At 71.8% G+C, this 21,703-nt stretch carries 20 protein-coding genes and 1 pseudogene; 6 read left to right on the top strand and 15 right to left on the bottom strand.

Annotation, left to right across the window (positions count from 1 at the left end; translation table 11 throughout):
- Positions 1-2: 2 nt before the first annotated feature.
- On the bottom strand, positions 3-578 hold the full coding sequence (gene msuE / locus PGN25_20140; protein ID MEH3119824.1) for an FMN reductase: 576 nt from the start codon (positions 576-578) through the stop codon (positions 3-5).
- Between the two features lie 415 nt (positions 579-993).
- On the opposite strand from msuE, the gene PGN25_20135 reads away from it, so the two are divergent.
- Positions 994-2,169, top strand: a complete 1,176-nt coding sequence (locus PGN25_20135) for an MFS transporter (GenBank protein MEH3119823.1) — start codon at positions 994-996, stop codon at positions 2,167-2,169.
- Between the two features lie 124 nt (positions 2,170-2,293).
- Here the strand turns inward: PGN25_20135 and PGN25_20130 are convergent, their stop codons facing one another.
- From PGN25_20130 to PGN25_20095, 8 genes are all read right to left on the bottom strand, one after another.
- Positions 2,294-3,001, bottom strand: coding sequence for a metal ABC transporter permease (locus PGN25_20130; protein ID MEH3119822.1), 708 nt, complete (start codon positions 2,999-3,001; stop codon positions 2,294-2,296).
- Positions 3,002-3,274: 273 nt separating this feature from the next.
- The gene (gene tatC, locus PGN25_20125; protein MEH3119821.1) at positions 3,275-4,075 is read right to left on the bottom strand and encodes a twin-arginine translocase subunit TatC; all 801 of its coding nucleotides are present in this window, start codon (positions 4,073-4,075) and stop codon (positions 3,275-3,277) included.
- Entirely contained in the window at positions 4,072-4,524 is a 453-nt protein-coding gene (gene tatB, locus PGN25_20120) for a Sec-independent protein translocase protein TatB (protein ID MEH3119820.1), read from the bottom strand. The genes tatC and tatB overlap by 4 nt, the downstream gene beginning before the upstream one ends.
- A gap of 130 nt (positions 4,525-4,654) precedes the next feature.
- Positions 4,655-4,930 carry a twin-arginine translocase TatA/TatE family subunit gene (locus PGN25_20115; GenBank protein MEH3119819.1) on the bottom strand — a complete coding sequence of 92 codons (276 nt, stop codon included), beginning with the start codon at positions 4,928-4,930 and terminating at the stop codon, positions 4,655-4,657.
- A gap of 166 nt (positions 4,931-5,096) precedes the next feature.
- Complete coding sequence (gene nagZ, locus PGN25_20110; GenBank protein MEH3119818.1) at positions 5,097-6,110, bottom strand: beta-N-acetylhexosaminidase; 1,014 nt, start codon at positions 6,108-6,110, stop codon at positions 5,097-5,099.
- 212 nt (positions 6,111-6,322) lie between these two features.
- Entirely contained in the window at positions 6,323-7,732 is a 1,410-nt protein-coding gene (locus tag PGN25_20105) for an SPOR domain-containing protein (protein MEH3119817.1), read from the bottom strand.
- 31 nt (positions 7,733-7,763) lie between these two features.
- Positions 7,764-9,521: an arginine--tRNA ligase gene (argS, locus tag PGN25_20100; GenBank protein MEH3119816.1), complete on the bottom strand. Its 1,758-nt coding sequence runs from the start codon at positions 9,519-9,521 to the stop codon at positions 7,764-7,766.
- A 93-nt stretch (positions 9,522-9,614) separates the two neighbouring features.
- Positions 9,615-10,073 (bottom strand): thioesterase family protein, encoded by a 459-nt coding sequence (locus tag PGN25_20095; GenBank protein ID MEH3119815.1) that lies wholly within the window; start codon positions 10,071-10,073, stop codon positions 9,615-9,617.
- A 311-nt stretch (positions 10,074-10,384) separates the two neighbouring features.
- Between PGN25_20095 and PGN25_20090 the strand changes: the two genes are divergently transcribed.
- On the top strand, positions 10,385-10,843 hold the full coding sequence (locus PGN25_20090) for a hypothetical protein (protein MEH3119814.1): 459 nt from the start codon (positions 10,385-10,387) through the stop codon (positions 10,841-10,843).
- A gap of 18 nt (positions 10,844-10,861) precedes the next feature.
- On the opposite strand, the gene PGN25_20085 is transcribed toward PGN25_20090, so the two are convergent.
- Complete coding sequence (locus PGN25_20085; protein ID MEH3119813.1) at positions 10,862-12,163, bottom strand: deoxyguanosinetriphosphate triphosphohydrolase; 1,302 nt, start codon at positions 12,161-12,163, stop codon at positions 10,862-10,864.
- Between the two features lie 78 nt (positions 12,164-12,241).
- On the opposite strand from PGN25_20085, the gene PGN25_20080 reads away from it, so the two are divergent.
- The 3 genes and pseudogenes from PGN25_20080 (at position 12,242) to PGN25_20070 (ending at position 15,099) form a co-directional block, all read left to right on the top strand.
- Positions 12,242-12,568 carry an iron-sulfur cluster assembly accessory protein gene (locus PGN25_20080; protein ID MEH3119812.1) on the top strand — a complete coding sequence of 109 codons (327 nt, stop codon included), beginning with the start codon at positions 12,242-12,244 and terminating at the stop codon, positions 12,566-12,568.
- A gap of 136 nt (positions 12,569-12,704) precedes the next feature.
- The gene (locus PGN25_20075) at positions 12,705-14,642 is read left to right on the top strand and encodes a hypothetical protein (protein MEH3119811.1); all 1,938 of its coding nucleotides are present in this window, start codon (positions 12,705-12,707) and stop codon (positions 14,640-14,642) included.
- A gap of 256 nt (positions 14,643-14,898) precedes the next feature.
- Positions 14,899-15,099: pseudogene (locus PGN25_20070) on the top strand (tryptophan--tRNA ligase).
- Positions 15,100-15,135: 36 nt separating this feature from the next.
- Here the strand turns inward: PGN25_20070 and PGN25_20065 are convergent.
- The 3 genes from PGN25_20065 to PGN25_20055 form a co-directional block, all read right to left on the bottom strand.
- The gene (locus tag PGN25_20065; protein ID MEH3119810.1) at positions 15,136-16,578 is read right to left on the bottom strand and encodes a septal ring lytic transglycosylase RlpA family protein; all 1,443 of its coding nucleotides are present in this window, start codon (positions 16,576-16,578) and stop codon (positions 15,136-15,138) included.
- A gap of 609 nt (positions 16,579-17,187) precedes the next feature.
- A complete protein-coding gene (locus PGN25_20060; protein MEH3119809.1) occupies positions 17,188-17,541 on the bottom strand; it encodes a hypothetical protein in 354 nt (117 codons plus the stop codon).
- Positions 17,525-18,202, bottom strand: a complete 678-nt coding sequence (locus PGN25_20055) for a ParA family protein (GenBank protein ID MEH3119808.1) — start codon at positions 18,200-18,202, stop codon at positions 17,525-17,527. Before PGN25_20055 ends, PGN25_20060 begins: the two co-directional genes overlap by 17 nt.
- 369 nt (positions 18,203-18,571) lie before the next feature.
- Here PGN25_20055 and PGN25_20050 point away from each other — a divergent pair, with 369 nt between their 5' ends.
- Positions 18,572-19,135 carry a hypothetical protein gene (locus PGN25_20050; GenBank protein MEH3119807.1) on the top strand — a complete coding sequence of 188 codons (564 nt, stop codon included), beginning with the start codon at positions 18,572-18,574 and terminating at the stop codon, positions 19,133-19,135.
- 117 nt (positions 19,136-19,252) lie between these two features.
- Here the strand turns inward: PGN25_20050 and PGN25_20045 are convergent, their stop codons facing one another.
- Both PGN25_20045 and cobF read right to left on the bottom strand, forming a co-directional pair.
- Positions 19,253-20,524, bottom strand: a complete 1,272-nt coding sequence (locus PGN25_20045) for a hypothetical protein (GenBank protein ID MEH3119806.1) — start codon at positions 20,522-20,524, stop codon at positions 19,253-19,255.
- 246 nt (positions 20,525-20,770) lie between these two features.
- On the bottom strand, positions 20,771-21,529 hold the full coding sequence (gene cobF / locus PGN25_20040; protein MEH3119805.1) for a precorrin-6A synthase (deacetylating): 759 nt from the start codon (positions 21,527-21,529) through the stop codon (positions 20,771-20,773).
- Positions 21,530-21,703 lie beyond the last annotated feature (174 nt).

The following is a 21,703-nucleotide window of genomic DNA, read 5'->3' as shown; positions in this document are numbered from 1 at the left end:
CCTCAGCGCGCGGCGGCGGCGGGCAGCGCCGCGGGTGCGACGGCGCCGGGCGCCGCGTCGATGAGCCGGGCGAGTTCGGCCGCGGCCTGCGCCACCCGGGCGCGCACGATCGCGTCGGAGACGCGCCCCTCGGCGATCTCGGTGTCGCCGGCATAGACCGAGGTCGGCGCCGTCTGCGCCGAGAAGAAGCCGAACAGCGGGCGCAAGGAATGCTCGACCACCAGCGCGTGGCGCGGGCCGCCGCCGGTCGCGGTCAGAACCACCGGCTTGCCGACGAGCGCGTCCGGGGCGACGAAGTCGATCAGGTGCTTGAACAGGCCGGCATAGCTGCCCTTGTAGACCGGCGAGCCGACGATCAGCGCGTCGGCCGACTCGATCCCTTCGACGATCCGCGCCGCCGGAAGCGGTAGGGCCGAGCGGCTCGCGACCGCGATCCCGGTGCCGGCATCGACCAGATCGTAGAGCTTCAGGTCGATCGGGCGCAGGCGCGATAGTTCGGCGGCCACCGCCTCGACCAGGGTGCGGGTGCGGGAGGGGCGGTGCGTGTTGCCGGAAAAGGCAACGATCCGTGCAGGCATCGCATATGATCCGGGGCAGGACCGCACATGCATAAAGACAATTCCCCGAACACCCGCTCCGGGTGTGTCGGATGTCATGTCTTCATCGAGGCGCGGGGTGTTGTGGAAGCATTGTCGCCCTGAAATGTAGTGACCTAACCTGCGGCAAATCAACGGATTGTTCTTACGTTATTCTTCGCGATCGGAGGAGAGGTGCATTGCCTCCGTCGAGCCGGCGGGAAGAATTTTTTGTAAGGACGTGCGGCTTCCCGGCGTCCATGCGGAGGACGTGCGGGCGCTCGGTGCGGACCGGCGCGGCCCTGCCCTGCGTGCAGGTCTGCGTCCCGGTCGATCCGCTGTCCGCGCTCCGCGAGATGACCATGTTGCGCGCTCATGCTGCGGTGCAAGAAGCACCCGCCGCCGACGGAGCATCCGCATGGTATCCCTGCCGATCCTCGCGCTGGCCGTTGCCTCCTTCGGCATCGGCACGACCGAGTTCGTCATCATGGGCCTTCTGCCGGAGGTGGCGCGCGACTTCGGCGTCACGATCCCGCAGGCGGGCCATCTCGTCTCGGGCTACGCGATGGGCGTGGTGGTCGGCGCGCCGCTCGTGGCCATGGCGACCGCGCCGCTGCCGCGCAAGGCCGCCCTGCTCGCGCTGATGGCGGTGTTCACGCTGGGCAATCTCGCCTGCGCCCTGGCCCCGAGCTACGGGCTGCTGATGGCGGCCCGGGTCGCCACGGCCTTCGCCCACGGTGCCTTCTTCGGCATCGGCGCCATCGTCGCGCGCAACCTCGTGCCGCGGGAGAAGCGGACGCAGGCCGTCTCGCTGATGTTCGCCGGGCTGACGCTGGCCAACGTGCTGGGCGTCCCGCTCGGCACCGCGCTCGGTCAGGCTCTGGGCTGGCGCGCGACCTTCTGGGCGGTGGTCGCCATCGGGCTCGCGGCGGGCGCGGCCATCGCGCTGGCCCTGCCCGGCGGGATGCCGGGGACGCGCGGCGGGCTGGCCAGGGAATTCCGGGCGCTCGGGCGCTGGCCGGTGCTGCGGCCGATGCTGGTCTCGACCTTGTCCTCGGTGAGCTTCTTCACCGTGTTCACCTACATCGCGCCGTTCCTGCTCACCGTGACACACCTTTCCCCCGGCGGGGTGACGGGCGCGCTGTTCGCGGCGGGCGTCGGCCTCACCGTCGGCAACCTCGCCGGCGGCTGGCTCGCGGATCGAAGCCTGATGCGCACGGTGCTCGGCAGCTTCGCCGGGCTGATCGCGGTGCTCGCGGCGTTCGCATGGGTCGCGCCCTTCGCCGGTCCGGCGCTCGCGGTGCTGGTGCTGTGGAGCGGGCTCGCCTTCGCCCTGGTCTCGCCGCTCCAGGTCTGGGTGGTGGAGGCGGCGAGCGACGCCCCGAACCTCGCCTCGACCCTGAATCAGGGCGCGTTCAACCTCGGCAACGCGCTCGGCGCCTGGCTCGGCGGCACCGCGCTGACGCTCGGCGCGGGCTACGCCGAACTGCCGGCCCTGGCGGCCGGGGTCTCGGTGCTCGGTCTCGGCCTGGCCGCCACGGCGGTGGCGCGGCCCGTGTGGCCGTCCCTGGCCGGAAGCCAGGGGCGGTCGTGAAGCGCCTTATGCCAAGCGGCCTGGAAGACGACCGACGGTCGTCTTCCTCTGCGTCCGACGGACGCCCGCCGCCGCGCCTTCGCGCGGGCAACCGGCGATGCGTCGGGATCGTCGCCGGTCGGTGTTACATCGGCGGGGTGAGGCCGTCCTTGCCGACGGCGACGAGCTTGCCGTCGAGCTTGGTCCCGTCCTTGGCCGTGACCGCGAAGATCTTCCCGCCCGGGGTCAGGATCGACCTGTCGGCCTGCTCGAAGGCGACGATCGGCGCCTTGGGCGGCACCACGATCGTCTTCGAGCCGTCCTTGTCGTAGGTCACGGTCAGCGTGCGCTCGCCCGAACTGCCGGAGCCGGTGCTGCCGGACACGGTCGCGTTGGTCATCGAGCTCTTGACCTTCGGGGCGCCCCCCGCGCCGGCGCCGGCGGCCTTCACGGTGCCGTTGGTCATGGAACTCTTCACGACCGGCCCGGCGCCCGCTCCCGCCGTGTGGTCGGGGATCGCGTCCCAGGCGTAGTGGCCTTCCGCCGTGCCGCGCATGGCTTCGGGGAACAGCACCACTTCGAGCGCCGTCATCGGGTTCTCGCCCTTGGTGGCGGTGCCGATGAAGGTACCCTCCTTGATCTGGTCGAGGCTGGATTTCACCACCCAGGCGAACTTGGCGCCGCCGAGCTGGATCGTCTCGGACTTGCCCTCGTTGGTCTTGACCGTGACCGAGTTGGCGTCGCTGCTCTCGATCGTGCCGCGCACCCGCTTGAGTTCCGGCTCGGCCTGGGCCGCACCCGCGAGCGTCGTCAGGGCGGCGACCGCCAGGGCGGTCCGCATCGTGCGTAACATGGTGTTCCCTCCGTTTTGGGTCGGAGGGTTATGGGGCGGACCCCGGCGACGGACAGGCTTGTGCGCAAGATAGTGATGCGCAACCGTGCTTATTTTCCGCTCATATCGCATCCGCTCGACGGCCGCGGTCTCCCCTCCGTCCTTGCGAGGCTCGGCGCAAGCGATCCGGAACGCCGGCTTCTCCGGAGATGTCGCGCCCCTGGATCGCTCCGTCGGCGCTCGCGATGACGGCGGCTGGCAAAAACCGGAGCCGTCCCCGGATATGATCGCGGATCAGTCCTCCAGTCCCTGCGCCCGGCGCCGGGCGGCGCGGACCTTCTCCATGCGGGCGACCGAGAACACGGAGGCCTCGTAGAGGAGCAGCATCGGGATCGCGAGCGAGAGCTGCGAGATCACGTCCGGCGGCGTCAGCACCGCGGCGGCGACGAAGACCAGCACGATGGCGTAGCGCCGCTTCTCCCGCAGGAAGGCCGCGTCGATCACGCCGATCTGTCCCAGAAGCGTGAGGATCACCGGCATCTGGAACGCGAGCCCGAAGGCGAAGATCAGCGTCATGATCAGCGAGAGATACTCGTCGACCTTCGGCAGGAGCCGGATCGTCGCCTCGCCCGGCTGTCCGATCTGCTGCAGCGAGACCGAGAACTGGATCAGCAGCGGCATCGCCAGGAAGTAGACGACCAGCGCGCCGAGCACGAAGAAGATCGGCGTGGCGACGAGATAGGGCAGGAAGGCCTGCCGCTCGTTGCGGTAGAGGCCGGGCGCGACGAAGGCGTAGACCTGCGCGGCGATGATGGGGAAGGCGAGGAAGCCCGCCCCGAACACGCTGAGCTTGATGTTGGTGAACACCTGCTCGAGGAAGTGCGTCGCGATCAGTTCCGCGTTCTGCGGCCCGACGATCGAGACGTAGGGGTGCACCAGGATGTTGTAGATCTGCCTCGAGAAGAAGAAGCAGCCGAAGAACATCACGATGAACGCGATCAGCGACTTGATCAGCCGCGAGCGCAGTTCGATCAGGTGCTCCAGAAGGGGGGCCCGCGAGGCCTCGATCTCGGCCTCATCGCGCTCGTCGCTCATGGAGTCGGGCCTGTCTCGGGCTTGGTGCCGGGGGGGATGGGGGCGGCGTCGGTGGACGACGGCGCATCGGCGGCATGCCCCGCCGCCGCCTGCTGCTCGGCCGTGGGCCGAGGCACGTCGAAGCTGCCCCCCGCGCCCTTGGAGGCCGTCGCGTCGGCGCGGCCCTCGACCGCGCTGCGGATCTCGTTGCGGATCGTGTCGACGGGGTTGAAGGTCGGGCGCGCGGCATCGACGCTGCGCTTCACGCCCTCGACGTCGCGGCGGACCTCTTCGAGTTCGGCCTCGCGGATCGCCTCGTTGAACTGCGACTGGAACTCGCCGGCCATGCGCCGGACCTTGGTGGTGATCTGGCCCAGCGTGCGCAGGGCCTTCGGCAGATCCTTGGGTCCGATGACGATCAGGGCGACGCCGCCGATCAGCATCACCTCGCCCCAGCTCATGTCCAGCATCGCGTCGTCCGTCCCGCGGGCCCGCGCCCGATGAGGACGGGCGCGCCGCCCGCGCTACCGTGCCCGGCGCCGATCTTCAACCGTGCCGGGCCACCGCCTCGGCCCCGGTCCTGCCTTTGTCCGGGGGCGTTCAGACCGGCTTGTGGTCGCCCGCCGGCACGTGCGCCTGCTGCGGGGCGGTGCCCGGCGCGCCCTGGTGCGGCAGCGTGCGGACCGGGTCGTTCGGGCCCGCCGGCGTGGTGGCCGCCGTGTGGTTCGGCTGGGTCTCGTCGTCGGCCATGCCCTTCTTGAAGGCCTTGATGCCCTTGGCGACGTCGCCCATCAGCTCCGACACCTTGCCGCGGCCGAACAGCAGCATGACGACGACCGCGACGATGACCCAGTGCCAGACACTCATGCTGCCCATGGCAACCTCCTGCGCCGCACCAACTCCGGCGGCACCTCCTCTTGAATTGGGGCGAACCTAGGGATCGACTGGCGCGAACACAAGCAGCGCTGGGCGCCGAACCGGGCAAACCCTGCGCAGCCCTTGCCCTTCTTTGTCGCAGGCCGCCCCGTTGCCGGGCGGGCGGTCAGGCGGTCGGGAAGGCCGCCTCGAACCGGGCGCGGGCCTCGGCCAGGTCGATCGGTTCCGGTGCGGCGAGACGGGCGAGCGCGGCCTGCGCCCGGCGCGCGCCCTCCCCCCCCAGATCCGGGGTCGCCTCGGCCACCGCCCGCATCTCCTCCATGCGCCCGTTGCAATGGAGCACCACGTCGATGCCGGCGCGATAGGCGGCTTCCGCCCGCGCGCGGAACGGCCCCTGGAGCGCGTGCATCGACAGGTCGTCGGTCATCAGCAGGCCGTCGAAGCCGATCTCGCCGCGGATCACCTCGCGGATCACCGTCGGCGACAGGGTGGCCGGCCGCTCGGGGTCGAGGTTGGCGAACACCACGTGGGCACTCATGGCGAGCGGCAGGTCGGCGAGCGCCCGGAACGAACGGAAATCGCTCTCGCCGAGGCCGGCCCGGTCGGCCTCCACCACGGGCAGGTCGAGATGGCTGTCGCAGGTCGCCCGGCCGTGCCCGGGAACGTGCTTGATCACCGGCAGCACGCCGCCGGCCAGCAGCCCCTCGGCCACGGCCCGCCCGAGTTCGATCACCCGCTCGGGCGTGTCGCCGTAGGCCCGGTCGCCGATGATGGCGTCCGAGCCCGCCACGGGCACGTCGAGCATCGGCGCGCAATCGACGTTGATGCCGACGTCTTCCAGATCGTGGGCCATCAGCCGGGCGCCGAGCCGGGCCATCGCCGCGGCCTCTTCGCCGAGCGCGCCGAAGCGCCCGCCGGCGGGATATCGCGGCCAGTGCGGCGGCCCCAACCGCTGCACCCGGCCGCCCTCCTGATCGATCAGGATCGGCGCGTCCGCCCGGCCGAGCGTCTCGCGCAAGGAGGCGGTCAGGGCGCGCACCGCGTCCGGTGTGCCGATGTTGCGCTTGAACAGGATGAAGCCCCAGGGCCGCAGGTCGCGGAAGAAGGCGGCCTCCTCGGGCGTCAGCGCCGTGCCGGAGCAGCCGAGGACGACGGCGCGGGGCGTGCTGGCGGAAGTCATGGCGGGCCGGCCTTCCTCGGAAGTGACAGGGCGCTGCGAAACGGGGCGGGGCTAGCTTGCCGCAAGCTCCTCGATCGCCGCCGAGGACGGCTTCGATCCCACTCTCGCCCTCATCCTGAGGGCGAGAGTGGGATATTCACGATCGGCCGGGTCCGGGCGAATCGTCAGACCCAGCCAGTGGCAAATGCATCCTCGGCTCAGTTCTTGGCCAATCAGTTCTTGGCCACGAAGCACTGGCCGCCCGCGCCCTGGAGGACGCTGCACAGGCTGGAGGCTTCCGCCTTGGCGAGCGGTCCGACGCGGACGCGGTAGAGCGTCTTGCCGTTCACCTCGGCCTGCCGGATCAGTTCGGGCTTGCCGGAGAGCTGGCTGTACTTGCCCTGCATCTCCTTGAAGGCGGCCCGCGCCTCGCTCTCGCTGCCGCGCACGCCGAGCTGGACCGAGTAGCCGCCGACCGGGGCGGTGAGGGCGGTCGGGGCGGCGGCCGGCTCGCCGGTGCTGGCGGTGGTCTCGGGTGAGACCGAGGCGGTGCGCTGCGGCGCCTTCGCGGGTGCGGGCGGCGCCTCGGCGACGGGCGCCGGCGGCGGGTTCGAGGCCAGCGTCCGGGCCGGGGAGCGGCGGGGCTCCGCCGAGGGCGTCGCCGTGCCCGCGCCGGAGCCGTCCGGCATGGTCATGGTCGGGATCGTCGTGGCCGGAGCCTGGGCCTGCGCGGCCTCGGGCTGAGGCTGGGCTTGCGGCTGATGCACCGGCGTGTCCGGCTTGACCGAGACCGTGCGCACCCGGCGCGGCTCCCCGAGCGAATCGGTGAGCAGGCCGCCGCCCTGGCCCGGCGTCGCCCCGCCCTGCCCCGGCTCGCCGCCCTCGCTGTGCGCGGCGGTGCGGGCGGCCTGATTGACGTCGAGGGGCTGCTCCTCGCGGTTGACGATCCTGATCTGGCCGTCCTTGGCGTTGCGGTCGTAGATCTGCTTGTTCTGGTCGGGGATCTCGACGCCGTCGCTGGCGGTGGGCTGCACCTTCAGCGGGGTCTTGTCGGCGAGCACGGTGATCGGGCCGCCGCTGCCGCCGCCATGGGTGCCGCGCCAGGCCAGGGCGCCGCCGACGCACACGGCCACGACGGCGAGGCCGGCGCCGACCTGGACGAGGCGGTTGCGGCTGCGCGGGCGCTCCACCGGGCCGGTGCGATAGCGCTCGTCGGCCTCGGCGAAGGCCGCCGGATCGGCCGGGCCGTCGGCGTACATGCCCTGCTCGACCGAGGCGAGGTACTGGTCGAAGGCGTCCGCCGGGCTCTGGGCCTGGACGTGCGCTTGGAGGTGGGCCTGGAGGTGCTCCTGGGGCTGGGCCGGGCTGTGGACGGGCGCATCGACGAAGGTCGGCTCGATCCGCGCCGGGCGGCCCGCCTCGGAGGCACTGGGCTCGGGGGCGGCCGGAACCTCGCGCCGGGCCTCCAGCAGGGCGCGGAAGGGATCGTCCTGCCCGACGATGCGGGCGAGCTCGGCGAGCGGGTCGCCCTTCGGCGCCGTCTGCGGCGGCACCTTCGCCCGGATCGCGTCCTGCGACGTCTGACGCAGCTCGCGCTCGAAGGCATCGAAATCGACCGTCGCGCGCGAAGCGTGTCCCGTCATGGTCTCATCCTCTCAACAGCACCGTCCGGCGTCACCGCATCTCGTCGGGTGCGGAGACTCCCAACACCGCGAGGCCGGAGGCGAGAACGCCTCCCAGGGCCTCGACGAGGGCCAACCGGGCCCGAGTGGATTTTCTGTCGGTTGGATTAACAATCCGTAATTGCGGCAAGTCTTTGCCCTTGTTCCAGAAACTATGCAGCGAACTTGCCGTTTCATAGAGGTAGAACGCGATTCGATGCGGTTCATGCGCGGCGGCGGCCGATTCGAGCACCCGCGGATACTGGGCGACGAGCCGCATCATCTCGATCTCCCCCGGATCGGTCAGCGCCGCGAGGTCGGCCTCGCGCAGCAGGCCGTCTCGCGAAAAGTCCTCGTCCGGCATCGCCTCGCGGGCTTGGCGCAGCACCGAGAACCGGCGTGCGTGGCCGTACTGCACGTAGAAGACCGGGTTGTCCTTCGACTGCTCCACCACCTTGGCGAGGTCGAAATCGAGGGTCGCGTCGTTCTTGCGGTAGAGCATCATGAAGCGGATCGCGTCGCGCCCGACCTCGTCGATGACCGCGCGCAGGGTGACGAACTCGCCCGCACGCTTCGACATCTTCACCGGCTCGCCCGCGCGCAGCAGCCGCACGAGCTGGCAGAGCTTGACGTCGAGCCGGGCCTCCCCGCCGCTCACCGCCTTCACCGCCGCCTGCATGCGCTTGACATAGCCGCCGTGGTCGGCGCCGAGCACGTCGATGAGTTCGCTGGCGCCGCGCAGCCACTTGTCGCGGTGATAGGCGATGTCGGAGGCGAAGTAGGTGTAGGAGCCGTCCGACTTCAGCAGCGGCCGGTCGACGTCGTCGCCGAAATCGGTCGAGCGGAACAGGGTCTGCTCCCGGTCCTCCCAGTCCTCGGGAAGCTGCCCCTTCGGCGGCGGCAGGCGCCCCTCGTAGACGAGGCCCTGTTCGCGCAGCGCCGCGAGGAGCTCGGCGACCCGGCCGCCCCCCTCGCCCTGGAGGGTGGCTTCGGAAAAGAACACGTCGTGGCGGATTCCGATGGCCGCGAGATCCGCGCGGATCGTGTCCATCATCGCGTCGATGGCGAAGCGGCGCACCAGCGGCAGCCATTCGGCTTCCGGCTCGTCGAGCAGAGCCCGGCCCTGCTCGGCGGCGAGTTTTTCCCCCACCGGCTTCAGGTAGTCGCCGGGATAGAGCCCCTCGGGGATCGCGATCGTCTCGCCCAAAGCCTCGCGGTAGCGCAGGTAGGCGGAGCGGGCGAGCACGTCGACCTGCGCGCCCGCGTCGTTGATGTAGTACTCGCGCGTCACCGGCCGGCCGGCGGCGGCGAGCAGGTTCGCCAGCGCGTCGCCGAACACCGCGCCCCGCCCGTGCCCGACATGCATCGGTCCGGTCGGGTTGGCCGAGACGTACTCGATGTTGACCGGGCCGCCCGCCATCCGCCCGCGCCCGTAGGCCTCGCCGTCCTTGAGCGCCGCGCGGATCACATCGTGAAAAACCTCGGGCGCGAGCCGCAGGTTGATGAAGCCGGGCCCCGCCACGCTCGCCTCGACCACCCGCGGATCGGTGCGCAGCGCCTCGGCCAGCGCCTCGCCCAGCGCCTTGGGGTTCTGCTTGGCTTCTTTCGCCAGCACCAGGGCGGCGTTGGTGGCGAGGTCGCCGTGCGCGGGATCGCGCGGCGGCTCGACCAGCACGCGCGACAGGTCGAGCCCCTCGGGCAGCCGGCCGGAGCGGGTGAGCGATTCGAGCGCCTCGCGCACCCGCGTTTCGAAGAGGGCGAAGATGTTCATGGGGCTCAAGGTTCGTCGTTGCCTGGACCGGCAGGCCCGGTGGCCGGGCGGCCGGAGCCGTCCGGGGCGGCATAGCAACGGCGGGCGGGGGTGTCACGGCGCGTCCACCCCCAGCATGACGAGGCGCTCCAGAACCGCCCGCATCCGCTCCGGCAGCGGCACCGGGCGGCGGGTCTCCCGGTCGACGTACACATGCACGAAATGTCCCTGCGCGGCGGCTTGCCGCTCGTCCTCGCGAAAGAGCGCGATCGCGTAGCGCACGCTGGTATGGCCGAGATGGGCCACCCGCACGCCGGCGGTGATCCGGTCGGGGAAGGCGACCGGCGCGAAGTAGCGGCAGCCCGTCTCCGCCACGAGGCCGATCACGGTCGAGCGGGCGATGTCGAGGGCGCCCGCTTCCACCAGGAGGCCGTTCACCGCCGTGTCGAAGAAGGCATAGTACACGACGTTGTTGACGTGCCCGTAGACGTCGTTGTCGCCCCAGCGGGTGGCGAGCGGCACGAGGCGGGGATAGGCGGCGCGGGTCTCGCGCGCAGGGCGGTCGGCGCTCAAAGGGGTCTCCTTGCGATGGCGTCGTCTCATACCGTTTCCGATCGATCGACTTCGGGTTTCGCCCCACGCCGTCATCGTGCGCGGCCGCGAAGCGATCCAGGGCGCGCCCTGTCCGGAAAGGGCGCACCCTGGTTTGCCACGGCTTCGCCTCGCAAGGACGCAGGAGAGGCCGAAGTCATCGACCGGATGTCGTTTTCAGGCCCGCCATTTCGCGCGGGATGGAGCGGCATCTCGGTAGAATGCAACGTTGCACGCCGCGCGCGAAAGGCGGCGTTGTCGGGGGCGAGATCCCTGCTGCGGAGACGCCCCCGATGAAGTCCCTCGCCCTCGCCGCCACGGCCTTTGCCGCCCTGGTCCTGATGCCTGCGGGCGCCGAGGCCGGCGGCTTCGGATATCGCGGCGGCTACGGCCGTCATGGCGACCATGGCGGTTTCGGTCGTCACGGCCACGGCGCGCGCTTCGGCCATGCCGGCCGCTTCGGCGGCTACCGCGGCGGCTTCGGCGTCCGCGGTTACGGCTACCGGGGCGGCTACGCCGCGCGCGGGTTCTACGGCCACGGCTATGGCCGTGGTGTCGGTCTCGGCCTCGCGGGGGCCGGGATCGGTCTGGCCGGCGCCGGGCTGGGGCTGGGCCTCGGTCTGGCCGGCGGAGCGCTGGGCGGCGGTTACGGCTATGGGGCGCCCGTCTTCGACTACGGATATGCCCCCGTGAGCGACGGTTACGCGCCGGTCTACAACACCGTCTACGGCGCCGCCTGCATCTGCGAGTGATCGCCTGACGACGGGGCGTCACGGCTCCGTCAGCGGCAGGCCGCGGCTCGGCGGGCTCCAGTGCAGGTCGGGCGTGGCCGGGAACAGCCGGCCGTGCTCCAGCGCCGCGTAGGTGTCGGTCATGCCGGCGATGTAGTCGGCGATGCGCCGGGCCACCCGGGCCTCGCGCGCGCCGGCCAGCCCTTCCGACCACTCGGCGGGCATCCGGCCCGGATCGGCGCGGAAGGCCGCGAACAGGTCGGCGACGATGGCGGCGGCCTTGGCGCGCACCGCCATCACCTCCGGATGGCGGTACATCCGGGCGAACAGGAAGCGCTTGATGTCGGCGTCCGCCGCCGCGATCGCCGGGGAGAACGCGATGACGGGCTCGGTCGCCGCCCGGATGTCGGCGACGCTTCCCGGTGCCAGCGCCGCGATCCGCGCCTCGCCCTCGCGGATCACGTCCTCGACGAAGCGGGTGATGACGCGCCGCGCCAGTTCGTGGATTTTTCGCGATGGCTCCAAGCCCGGATGCAGCGCGTCGATCTCGTCGAGCAGCCGCTTCAGGAACGGCACGGTGGCGAGGTCGGCGAGGTCGAACAGGCCGGCGCGCAGGCCGTCGTCGAGGTCGTGGGCGTCGTAGGCGATGTCGTCGGCGAGCGCTGCCGCCTGCGCCTCCGGGCCGGCGAAGCGCGACAGCTCCAGATCGTTGCTCGCGTTGTATTCCAGAACCGCCGCGGGGATGCCGGTGGCGGCGTAGCGCCGGGTCGGGGCGCCGGAGGCGTCGATGAGCGGGCCGTTGTGCTTGACCAGGCCCTCCAGCGTCTCCCAGGTCAGGTTGAGGCCGTCGAAGCCGGCGTAGCGCCGCTCCAGCCGGGTGACGATGCGCAGCGCCTGGGCGTTGTGGTCGAAGCCGCCGTAACCGGCCATGCAGGCGTGCAGCGCGTCCTCGCCGGTATGGCCGAAGCAGGTGTGGCCGAGGTCGTGGGAGAGCGCCAGCGCCTCGGCGAGATCCTCGTCGAGGCCGAGCGCCCGGGCCAGCGCGCGGGCGATCTGGCTGACTTCGAGCGTGTGGGTCAGCCGGGTGCGGTAATGGTCGCCCTCGTGATGCACGAAGACCTGGGTCTTGTGCTTCAGCCGCCGGAAGGCGGTGGAGTGGATGATGCGGTCGCGGTCGCGCTGGAAATCGCTGCGGGTCGGCGAGGACGCCTCGGGGATCAGCCGTCCGCGGGTCGCCGCCGGATCGGTGGCGTAGGGCGCCCGCCAGCGCTCGCCGTTCTGCCGCACCTGTGCAACCCTTCCCCGTGATCGGCCGCGTTGCGGCCCGCGCCCACGCCTCATATCTTGTGCCGTGCGGGCCCGCGGCAATCGCGCGCCCTCGACCTTCACGACACCGGTTTCGAGACGGGGCCGCCCACGATGGCCGAGATCATCCTCACCGCCCGCGCCGCCAAGCGCATCAACGAGATCATGGGCTCGGAGCCGCCCGGCTCCTCGCTGCGCATCAGCGTCAACGGCGGCGGCTGCTCGGGCTTCTCCTACGCCTTCGACATCACCGCGGCCCGCGAGGGCGACGACGTGGTGATCGAGCGCGACGGCGCCACCGTGCTCGTCGATCCGGTCTCGCTCGAATACATGGGCGGGGCGACCATCGATTTCGTGAACGACCTGATCGGCCAGTCCTTCAGGATCGAGAACCCGCTGGCCACCGCCTCCTGCGGCTGCGGCACCTCCTTCGCCATCTGAGCCCGCGCGGCGGCGCGTTTCGATCGAGCGAAGGGCCGGGCGTGGCAAAGCCGCAATTGCCACGCCTGTGGAAAACCGGCAGGGATGAGGGACGGCCCTCCACCGATCTCCCGCCAGCCTGCGACCCGATCCAGCCATGACGTCATCGACGCGCCGTCCCGTCCTCATGCGGGCGCTGCTCGCCTCGGCCTGCGCGGTGGCGCTGCTGGCAGGGCCCGCTCCCGGGGCGCCGGCCGCCGCGCAGGAAGCGGCCTCCGCGGTTCAGGATCTCGTCCTCGACAACGTGACGCTCACCCTCGGCGACACGCTCGTCACCGCCCCGAAGGTCACGGTGAGCGGCACGCGCCTGTCCCGGGACGACCTGCTCGCGATCTTCAGGTCCGATCCGAAGGATCCATCCAAGGATCCATCCAAGGATGCTTCCAAGGATGCTTGGCCCGCCCGGCTCCAGCGCCTCGATGCCGGCAGCCTGACCATGCCGGAACTGCGCATCGAGCGCCGCGACGGCGACAGGCGGCAGGTCGTGACCTATCGCGAGGTGGCCGCGCGCACCGTCCGCGCCGGCCGCATCGGCGAGCTGACCGCGGCCGGGGCGACGCTCTCCGTCGAGGGCGCGCCGCAGGCCGGCAGCGGCAGCTACGGCAAGATCCGCGCGGAGGAGGTCGACCTCACCGCGCTGGCGCGCCTCTACGCCGAGGCCGGAGACGCCGACAGCCCGCTCCGGCGGCTCTACGCCTCGCTCGCGGTCGAGACCATCGCCTTCATCGACGAGCGCGGCACCACCGTATCGATCGCCCGCCTCGCCGGCCGCGACCTCGCCGGGCGGCAGACGCCCGCGACCTGGAGCGGGGCCGTGGAGGCTCTGAGCGGCGGTGAGCTGGCCGAGGACGATCCGGCCAGGCGCGCCCGCGCCGCCGGCCTGCTCGCCGATCTCGCCGAATCGGTCTCGGTCGGCAGCCTGGAGGCGACGGACCTGACCGTGAAGGAGGTGAAGGGCCAGGATCCCCTCTCCTTCGGCATCGGCCGCTTCGCCTATGCCGGCGGCGCGGAGGCCGGCATCACCCTGTCCGATCTCGGCTTCGGCGCGAAGGAGGTCCAGGGCAGGATTGCCCGGCTCTCGCTGACCGGCTTCTCCCTGGCGCCGACCATCGCCGCGCTGCGCCAACTCGCGAAGACGCCGATCCCCGCCGGCAATGTCCCAGGCAAGGCGACCGAGAAGGGAGCGGCCCCGGCGGCGGACCTGCAGGAGGCGGAGCTGCGCCGCCTCACCCCGGTTCTCGGCACCCTGACCCTGTCCGATCTCGGCCTCGACCTGGCGCGGACGGCGGTGGCGCCCGCGCCGGGGGCCGAGGGCGATCCGCTCAAGGCACGGAAACCGGCCCTGACGGCGCCGCTGCCGCCGCTCCATGTCGGCCTGCGCGGCGCCAGCATGAGCTTCGGCCCGCCCAAGGACGGCGTGCCGACCGAGAGCCGCCTCGCCCTGACCGGCCTGACCATGCCGGCCGCCATGGTCGAGGGCGTGCCGGGCCTCGGCTCGCTCGGGCTCTACGGCTACCGCGACCTCGACCTCGACCTCGTCGCCGACACCACCTGGAACGAGGACAGGCGCGAGCTGAGCTTCAAGGAGCTGTCGCTCGCGGGCAAGGACATGGGCCGCCTCCACCTCAACGCCCTCCTGGGCGGCATCGGCCCCGAGGTGTTCGACCCCGACGCGGCGGTCTCGGGTTTCGCCATGCTCTCGGCCACCGCCAAGGCCCTGGACCTGACACTGGAGAATGGCGGCCTGTTCGAGCGCTTCATCGACGCCCAGGCCAAGGTGCTGAGCCTCAAGCCCGACGAACTGCGCAAGGAATACGTCACGGCCAGCGTCATCGGCGTGCCGGTGATCCTCGGCAACTCGGCCGCCGCCAAGGCGATCGGCGCGGCGATGGGCAAGTTCGTGGCCAAGCCCGGCACGCTCTCGATCAGCGCCAAGGCCAAGAGCGGCGAGGGCCTCGGCATGGTCGATGTCAGCACCGCCCCGACCCCGGCGGCGGTCCTCGACAAGCTCGAAGTGAGCGCCAAGGCGGAGTAGTGTTTTCGTCGTTCCGGTTTCCCTCGAGCTTGTTGCCGTCGCTCCGGCGGCGGTGATACGAAGCGGCATGACCGACGCTGCGCACCGGCCCGTTTCGCTCCGGTGGCGCTCCCCCTGAGGAGCGGCACCGTTCGGTCATGACACGACCAACCCTGCCGCCGTGAGGCGGCAGGCGGAATCATCCCGGCAGGTCTCTCGTCACGGCGGCTCTCGATCTCGAGGCGCTGCCCGCAGGAGCACCGATCCACGCCCCGTCATTCTCACGGGCGACCGTCCCACCGGCCCGCTGCATCTCAGCCATTACGTCGGGAGTCTGAGGAACCGCGTCGCGCTACAGGCGACGCACCGGCAATTCGTGCTGGTGGCCGATGCGCAAGCCCTGACCGACAACGCCCACGATCCCGATCACATCCGGCGGAACGTCCTCGAAGTCGCCCTCGACGATCTCGCGGTCGGCACCCTCGCGGTTTGATCGGCGGCCGGGCGCTTATTGTCAGTTCGCCGCCGCCACCTGCGAACGCCGCGCCTTGACGCCGGGATGGGCCGGCGGTTGCGCGGCGGCCGTCTTGGTGGGAGCGGCCTTGGCACTCGGCTTGGCCCCCGTCTTGGCACCGGCCGGCGGCGTTCCGGCGAGCTTGGCGATGGTCAGCTTCGAGGCGGAGGGCATCGCCGCCATGCGTGCGGCGGGCTCGGAGGCCGCGGGCTTGCCGCCGGGCTTCGGCATGGCCTTGGCCGCGACCTGCACCGGGGCGGCCTTCATCGGCACGGCCTGCGCCGCGCGGGCCGTGCCGGACGCGACCTTCGCCGGAGTGGAGGCGAGGCGCAGGGGCGTGGCCGAGAGCGGAACGTCCCGAGGCCGGCCGCTCGTCCGCGACCCGGAGCGGCCGGCCTCGGCGGCCATGCGATGCGTTTCGTGGGACGGCGCCTTGCCGGGCGTGCTCCTGGCCCGCGAATCGCTGGCCGGCACATCCTTGGCGGATGCGGCCGCGAGCGCCACCGGTGCCGGGCGGAACGGGGCGGCACGCGCTGCGGTCGGTTGCAGCGCGGCCGGGACGGCGACCGCGGCGCTCGCCAGCATGACCGGCGCGGGCTTGGCCGGACGCGGCGCGGGGGATGCGGTCTCCGCATCGTCGTCGCGCTCGCCCGCCGGGCGGAAGGCCAGCGCCCGGGAGGCGCGTTCGAGCCGCTCGGGAGCGGGATCGGGCTCGGACGGTCCGAGATCGGCCATCATGACCGGCGCCCGGCCGGTCGCGGCGGGGGTTCCGTCGGTGCGCAGGGTCGCCAGCAGCTTGCGGTCGTCGCTGCCGGCGATCGAGGCCTTGCCGGCATATTCGACCCGCACCCGCGCCGTTCCCCGGCGATGGAAATCGAGCGCCCGGGCCGCCTCCTCCGACACGTCCATGACGCGGCCGGCATGGTAGGGGCCGCGGTCGTTGACGCGCAGGATCATCGAGTAACCGTTGTCGAGGTTGGTCACCCGGACATAGCTCGGCAGCGGCAGGGTGGGGTGCGCGGCGGCGATGGAATGGCGGTCGAACACCTCGCCGTTGGCGGTGACGCGCCCGTGGAAGGCGCTGCCGTACCAGGAGGCGAGGCCCTCGCGGACGTAGCCCCGCGCATCCTCGCGCGGCACGTAGGTCTTGCCCGCCACGACGTAGGGCTTGCCCGAGAAGCGCCGTCCGCCCCCCTTCGGGATCACGTCGCCCTCGTTGTAGAGTCGGCGGCTCGCCCGCACGCCGTATTTCGGATCGATGTCGCTGCCCGACGAGGCGCCGGCGAGCTTGGCCGGATTGTTGGCGCAGTTGGCGGTGGTCAGCGCGACCGCGCAGACCGCGAGCAGCCGCAGGACCGGCAGCACGCGCCGCGCCGGATCCTCCGGGGGCGCGGCGACTCCCGCCGAGACCTCCGTCGAGGCCCGTGCCGTGACATGTCCCATGCCGCCCGCCGCTTCCCGCCTACGCCACCGGCTCTCCCGCGGCCGCGGAAAGCTGGGCCTTGAGGAGATCACTCACATTCGGGCCGGACACGCGGTCAGGCCGTCCCCGGAGGATCGTCCGGACGCGGTAAAGGAAGGCTGAACGGGACTGCGGAGGACGCGGGAAAGCGGGCGGATGGCGCGAGCGGCCATGCGCAGGTCCTTCGTCGATGAAGATGGTTCCGGTTCGAGCTTGCTGGGGGCCGGCCCCTCTCGTACCGTTTCCGATCGATCGCTTCGGGTTTCGCCCCCCTCCGTCATCGCGAGCGGCCGCGAAGCGATCCAGGGCGCGACCTGTCCGGAAAGGTTGCGCCCTGGTTTGTCACGGCTTCGCCTCGCAAGGACGCAGGACAGGCCGAAGTCATCGACCGGCATATCGTATCACGCGCGAGGACGGAGAGAGCCTGCAAAGCCCTGTTCGGAACACGGGCTCGTCTCGCGGCCCGGCGGTCGGGCATGCCATTCCTCGCCGGATCGGGGCGGACGGGGCGGTGCATGCGGCTCCGCCCCGGAATGGGCCTCGCCCCGTGAACCTGCCCCGTGAAGGGGACGTAGACGCGAGCCGCCGGCTCAGCGCGCGTTCTCGCCCAGCACCTGCTCGATCGAGCGGGCGCCGCGCTGCCTGAACAGCAGGTCGAGCGCCTCCAGCATCAGCGCATGCATCTTGGTGCGCTCGGCATGGGCCAGATCGCGGAGCTGGTCGTAGACCGGCGGCTCCAGATAGACCGACATCTGCCGGGCGCGCTCCTTGAGGGTCCCTCCCCTGCCCGGAGCCGGTTCGGTCGCCGTCGCCTGAAGGTCGAGGCGGACGATCTCCGCCTCCGCCGGTTTGGCGCTGCGCGCCGCCGACCGGGCGACGCTCCTGCGGGCCGGATGGGACGAGGCGACGATCGAGGCCAGATCGGGCTTACGCGGCCTTGGCATGCTTGCCGGTATCCTTGACCTTGTCCTTGCGCGTCCGCGGCTGGGCCGCCTGCATCCGGCGCTCGATCCAGCTCCACAGCCGGCGCACCTCGCCCGCGGCCTGACCCTTCGGATTGTACTCGGTCACGCCCTGGCCGACGCCGATGGCGTCCTGATGGTCGGTGCGGGAGACGATGTTCACGTCGGGCAGGATGCCGAGCACGGCGAGGCCGTCGGCGGCGTCGCGGATGCGGTAGGAGCGCGGCGGCGTCTGGTTCAGCACGAAGGCGAACTTCTTCTCCAGGCGGTAGACGGCGGCGAGCGTCGGCTTGAAGGCGCGCAGGTCGGCGGGGGTCGGCCGGCAGGGAATGATGCACAGATCGGCGGCGCGAATCGCCGAGAGGGTGCCGGCGGAATCGACGCCGGGGGTGTCGATGAACACGTAATCGTAGGACGATTCGGCCAGCCGCTCCATCACCATGTCGATCTGGGTGGCGTCGATCTGCGCCACCTCGGGGCCGTCGGCGGTGCGGTGGTCGAGCCAGTCGGAGATCGTGGCCTGCCGGTCCATCTCCAGGATGCAGACGGCGTGGCCCGCCTCCTGCGCCGCGACGGCGAGCGAGATGCACAGGGTGCTCTTGCCGCTGCCCCCCTTCTGCGTGACGAACGTGATCGCTTTCATGCCGGCCAACCCCCGCCGTGATCGGTTTCTCGGGCCGGTCCCGTCCTGTGATGCCGGGATGCCCTGATCCCGGATGTCGCCCAACATGGTTAACCGCTCGTTAAGGCGGCTGCGCTGCAAGGCGCCGGCAATATTATACTTGAAGTTGGTTTTTGCAGTGAAACGCCACTTGAGCGCTTTACGAACCGGCAGGACGTCGGCTATTCTAACCTAAGGCAAGTTCGGCAGCTAAGAATATGATCTGAGGTTGGTGCCAAGCCGTCGCCGCGGCCGGGACGACCGCTCGGGTCGATGTCGATCCGGAACCGGCGCAGGTTCCGGGACTGCGGCCGTGCGCGCCCGGAGACGATCGGCCGGTGCCCCCGAAAAATGGCCTTCCAACCTGACCTCCCGACCGCCTTCGCCGGCGCGGCCTGCCTCGGTGCCTGGGCCCACGATCCGAGGTCCGACCGGCTCGCCCTGTCGCCGGTCCTGGCGCGGCTGCTCGCCGTCCCGGACGAGGCGGCGACAGGTGCGCCGCTCGCCGTGGCGCTGGCCGCGGTCGAGATCGAGGATGCCGCCCGGCTGGAGGGCGTGCTGCGGGCGGCGGGGGAGGATGGTCGCCCGTTCGAGGCGGAGTTCCGCACGCGGCCCGGGCCCGACGGTCCGCGCTGGCTGCGCCTGATGGGACGCTGCGGATGCGATCCCGGCACGGGCGCGCTGACGACGCAGGGGCTGGCCTTCGACCTGACCGAAGGGCGCCGCCCCGGCGGCCCGGAGGCGGACCAGGCCCAGCGGCAGGCCAACCGCCTCGCCGACCATGCCGCCGCGATGAAGGGATTGGTGGCCGGCCTGCGCAACCCGCCGCTGGCGCGCCTCGTCGACGAGGTCGCCGTCGAGGTCGGCCACGAACTCGCCCGCCATCTCCGCGGCAGCGGGCGGCAGGTGCATTGATACGCCCGCCGCCCGATCGGGCGGAGCGTGCACGGCGCCCGGGCGGAGCCAAGATCCGCCTTTGTCGAAGGGGGCGATCGGATTCGGGTCTGAGCGTCGGCATCGAGGCCGGTCGGCCTATCTCGGCAGCGCCGAGGCTTCGAGTGCCGGGCGCCGGTCCGGCGATTGCGGGAAGAGCAGCGGGCGCAAGGCCTGCATCGCCTCCGGCAGAGGGCGGGCGAGCGCCGCGGCGAAGGCTTTTCGCAGGGCCGAGCAGCCGCGCCCACGCACCGCCCCCGCCTCCGCGGTGGACGGTTCCGGTACGCTGCGCTCCGCTGTCCTGAACGCGAGCCCGCGCGACAGGATGTTTCGGGCCGCGGCGAGGTGCGCCTTGCCGAGCCGCGGCCGTGTCAGAACCGCGCCCAGCCCCTCCCCGGCCGCGGCGCAGGCGCGCGCCCTGTCGGAGTTCGGGCGCTGCATCGCCTGCAGGGTCAGACGGCCGAGATCGACCAGGGTCGCGGGTTCGGCCCCGTCGAGGCTGCGCGCCACGGCGCGTGCGGCCATGCGGCGAATTCCGTCGGCAGCCTCACTCTCGGAGCGGCCCTGGCGATACGCGTCGAGATACCATGCGGCGATCGTTGCCACCGTCCCCGGCGCGCCGGCCTCCACCGCGTCCAGCAACGGCACATCGCGCAGGACGACGGCGCGGGCCCGTTCGGGGTCGGCGCCGTCGTCGAGGGTGGAGTCGGGAAAGCGGCGGGCGTCGGCGATGCCGGTGGCGACGCCCGCCGTCACCAGGGTCTCGGCGTCGGGGATCAGCAGGTCGTCCGGCCGCACCTTGAGGGCGGCATCGACGAAGTCGGCCCGCACGCCCGCGGCGAGATAGGCGGCGCGCTCGGGGGCGCTGTCGGCGGCGATCTCGACGCCGAACGGGCCGGTCTCGTAGGGGGCGTGGAAGCCGAGCCGCGAATCCGGGAGGACCCACCGCTCGCGCCCGCGCACGAAGGCCAGGGTGCAGGCGGAGACGCAGTAATCCGGCACGTAGGTGACGAGGCCGTACCGCGCGATCAGCGCGCCGATGGCCGCGCCCTCGTCGACCAATCCGCCCTCGCTGGTGAGATGGATGCGCCCGACCGCACCGTGCGCGTCGAGGAGCCGGGCCAGCCGCTCGGCCGCGCCCTCGGTCAACGCGCCGGACAGGCGCACGTCGCGCCCGTGGGGCCCGAGGACGATGCGGGTCGGGGCCGCGTCCGGCGCGGTCGCGAGGGGGTCGGCGATGGGGGGCGTGAGGCCGCTGCCGATCGGATCGACCGCGCCGCGCGGACCCGCCGGCCCACGCTGCACGGGGAGCGACAGCCCCGCCGTCACGGCGCAGGCCAACAGCACCGGGACACAAGCAGAACCGCGCACGGCCCACCGCGAGCCAGCCGCCATATCTCGCCCCCAAAGGATGGTTCGGGTTCTCGTTCGACCCGGGGAGTGTCCATCCTCGCGATGGCCAAGCAAGGCCTCTGCCAGGGCGAAAAAGCGGCCGGAGGCGGCCCTCGTCGCCGCAGCCGGCGCGGGCGGAAGAAATCGGTTCCGGGAGGCGTCGCCCGCGACTGTCCGCTTCCCCGAGCCGACATTATGCCGCAGCGCGAAGGCGCGTTTGGACGCTCAGGCGGCCGGGCGCAGCAGCAGGTAGGTGTCCATGATCCAGCCGTGGCGGGCGCGGGCTTCCGCACGCAGCCGGCGGATCTCCTCCGCCACGTCGCCGAGGCGGCCCGCCGCGAGGATCTCGTCCGGCGTGCCGAGATAGGCGCCCCAGTGGATGGTCAGGTCCGGGTCGAGGCCGTCGAAGCGCGGGTCACCGTCGAGCATCACCACGGTGGCGGCGGGCTCGTCCCCGAGCCCGTCGCGCAGGCGGCGGGCGGGGGTGATCCGCACCGGTTCGCCGATGTGGTGGAGCGGGATGCGGTGGGCGGCGGCGAGCGCCTGCACGCTGGTGATGCCGGGGATCACGTCGTGGGTGAAGGCGACGCGGCCGCGGGCGAGCACCCGCTCCAGGATGCGCAGGGTGCTGTCGTAGAGGGAGGGGTCGCCCCAGACGAGGAAGGCTCCCCGCTCGTCCTCGGCGAGATGCCCGGCGATCAGGCGCTCGTAGAGAGCGGCGCGGGCGGCATGCCAGTCGTCCACCGCCACGCCGTAATCGGCGGGACGGCGGTCGCGCTCGGGATCGGGCGCCTCGACGAAGCGGTAGGGCCGCCCCTCGATGTAGCGGTCGCAGATCCGCCGGCGCAGGCCGACGAGGCCGGCCTTGGCCTCCCCCTTGTCGAGGGCGAAGACGGCATCGGTCGCGTTCAGCGCCCGGATGCCCTGGATCGTCAGGTGCTCCGGGTTGCCGGTGCCGATGCCGATGACGTGGATGTGTCGCAAGACTTGAGCTTCCGGCCGGGCCCGGTCCCGGCGAAGGCCCCGCGAGGGGCCAAGGATGGAAGCGACTTCTTAACGGATCCGGCGCATAAGGGGAGCGTCCGGATCGGGACGGTTCAGCCCACCAGCGCGGTGAGGCAGGTGCCGAACAGGGTGACGAAGGTCATCGTCGCCATG

This window comes from Methylorubrum populi (assembly GCA_036946625.1).
GTDB classification, from domain to species: Bacteria; Pseudomonadota; Alphaproteobacteria; order Rhizobiales; family Beijerinckiaceae; genus Methylobacterium; species Methylobacterium populi_C.
The sequence above is the reverse complement of the archived record's forward strand: the minus strand, read 5'-3'. Positions and strand labels throughout refer to the sequence as shown.

Coding starts and splice junctions, on each gene's coding strand:
- msuE (MEH3119824.1), bottom strand. CDS start 578: ATGCCTGCACGGATCGTTGCCTTTTCCGGCAACACGCACCGCCCCTCC.
- PGN25_20135 (MEH3119823.1), top strand. CDS start 994: ATGGTATCCCTGCCGATCCTCGCGCTGGCCGTTGCCTCCTTCGGCATC.
- PGN25_20130 (MEH3119822.1), bottom strand. CDS start 3,001: ATGTTACGCACGATGCGGACCGCCCTGGCGGTCGCCGCCCTGACGACG.
- tatC (MEH3119821.1), bottom strand. CDS start 4,075: ATGAGCGACGAGCGCGATGAGGCCGAGATCGAGGCCTCGCGGGCCCCC.
- tatB (MEH3119820.1), bottom strand. CDS start 4,524: ATGCTGGACATGAGCTGGGGCGAGGTGATGCTGATCGGCGGCGTCGCC.
- PGN25_20115 (MEH3119819.1), bottom strand. CDS start 4,930: ATGGGCAGCATGAGTGTCTGGCACTGGGTCATCGTCGCGGTCGTCGTC.
- nagZ (MEH3119818.1), bottom strand. CDS start 6,110: ATGACTTCCGCCAGCACGCCCCGCGCCGTCGTCCTCGGCTGCTCCGGC.
- PGN25_20105 (MEH3119817.1), bottom strand. CDS start 7,732: ATGACGGGACACGCTTCGCGCGCGACGGTCGATTTCGATGCCTTCGAG.
- argS (MEH3119816.1), bottom strand. CDS start 9,521: ATGAACATCTTCGCCCTCTTCGAAACGCGGGTGCGCGAGGCGCTCGAA.
- PGN25_20090 (MEH3119814.1), top strand. CDS start 10,385: ATGAAGTCCCTCGCCCTCGCCGCCACGGCCTTTGCCGCCCTGGTCCTG.
- PGN25_20085 (MEH3119813.1), bottom strand. CDS start 12,163: ATGAGGCGTGGGCGCGGGCCGCAACGCGGCCGATCACGGGGAAGGGTT.
- PGN25_20080 (MEH3119812.1), top strand. CDS start 12,242: ATGGCCGAGATCATCCTCACCGCCCGCGCCGCCAAGCGCATCAACGAG.
- PGN25_20075 (MEH3119811.1), top strand. CDS start 12,705: ATGACGTCATCGACGCGCCGTCCCGTCCTCATGCGGGCGCTGCTCGCC.
- PGN25_20065 (MEH3119810.1), bottom strand. CDS start 16,578: ATGGGACATGTCACGGCACGGGCCTCGACGGAGGTCTCGGCGGGAGTC.
- PGN25_20060 (MEH3119809.1), bottom strand. CDS start 17,541: ATGCCAAGGCCGCGTAAGCCCGATCTGGCCTCGATCGTCGCCTCGTCC.
- PGN25_20055 (MEH3119808.1), bottom strand. CDS start 18,202: ATGAAAGCGATCACGTTCGTCACGCAGAAGGGGGGCAGCGGCAAGAGC.
- PGN25_20050 (MEH3119807.1), top strand. CDS start 18,572: ATGGCCTTCCAACCTGACCTCCCGACCGCCTTCGCCGGCGCGGCCTGC.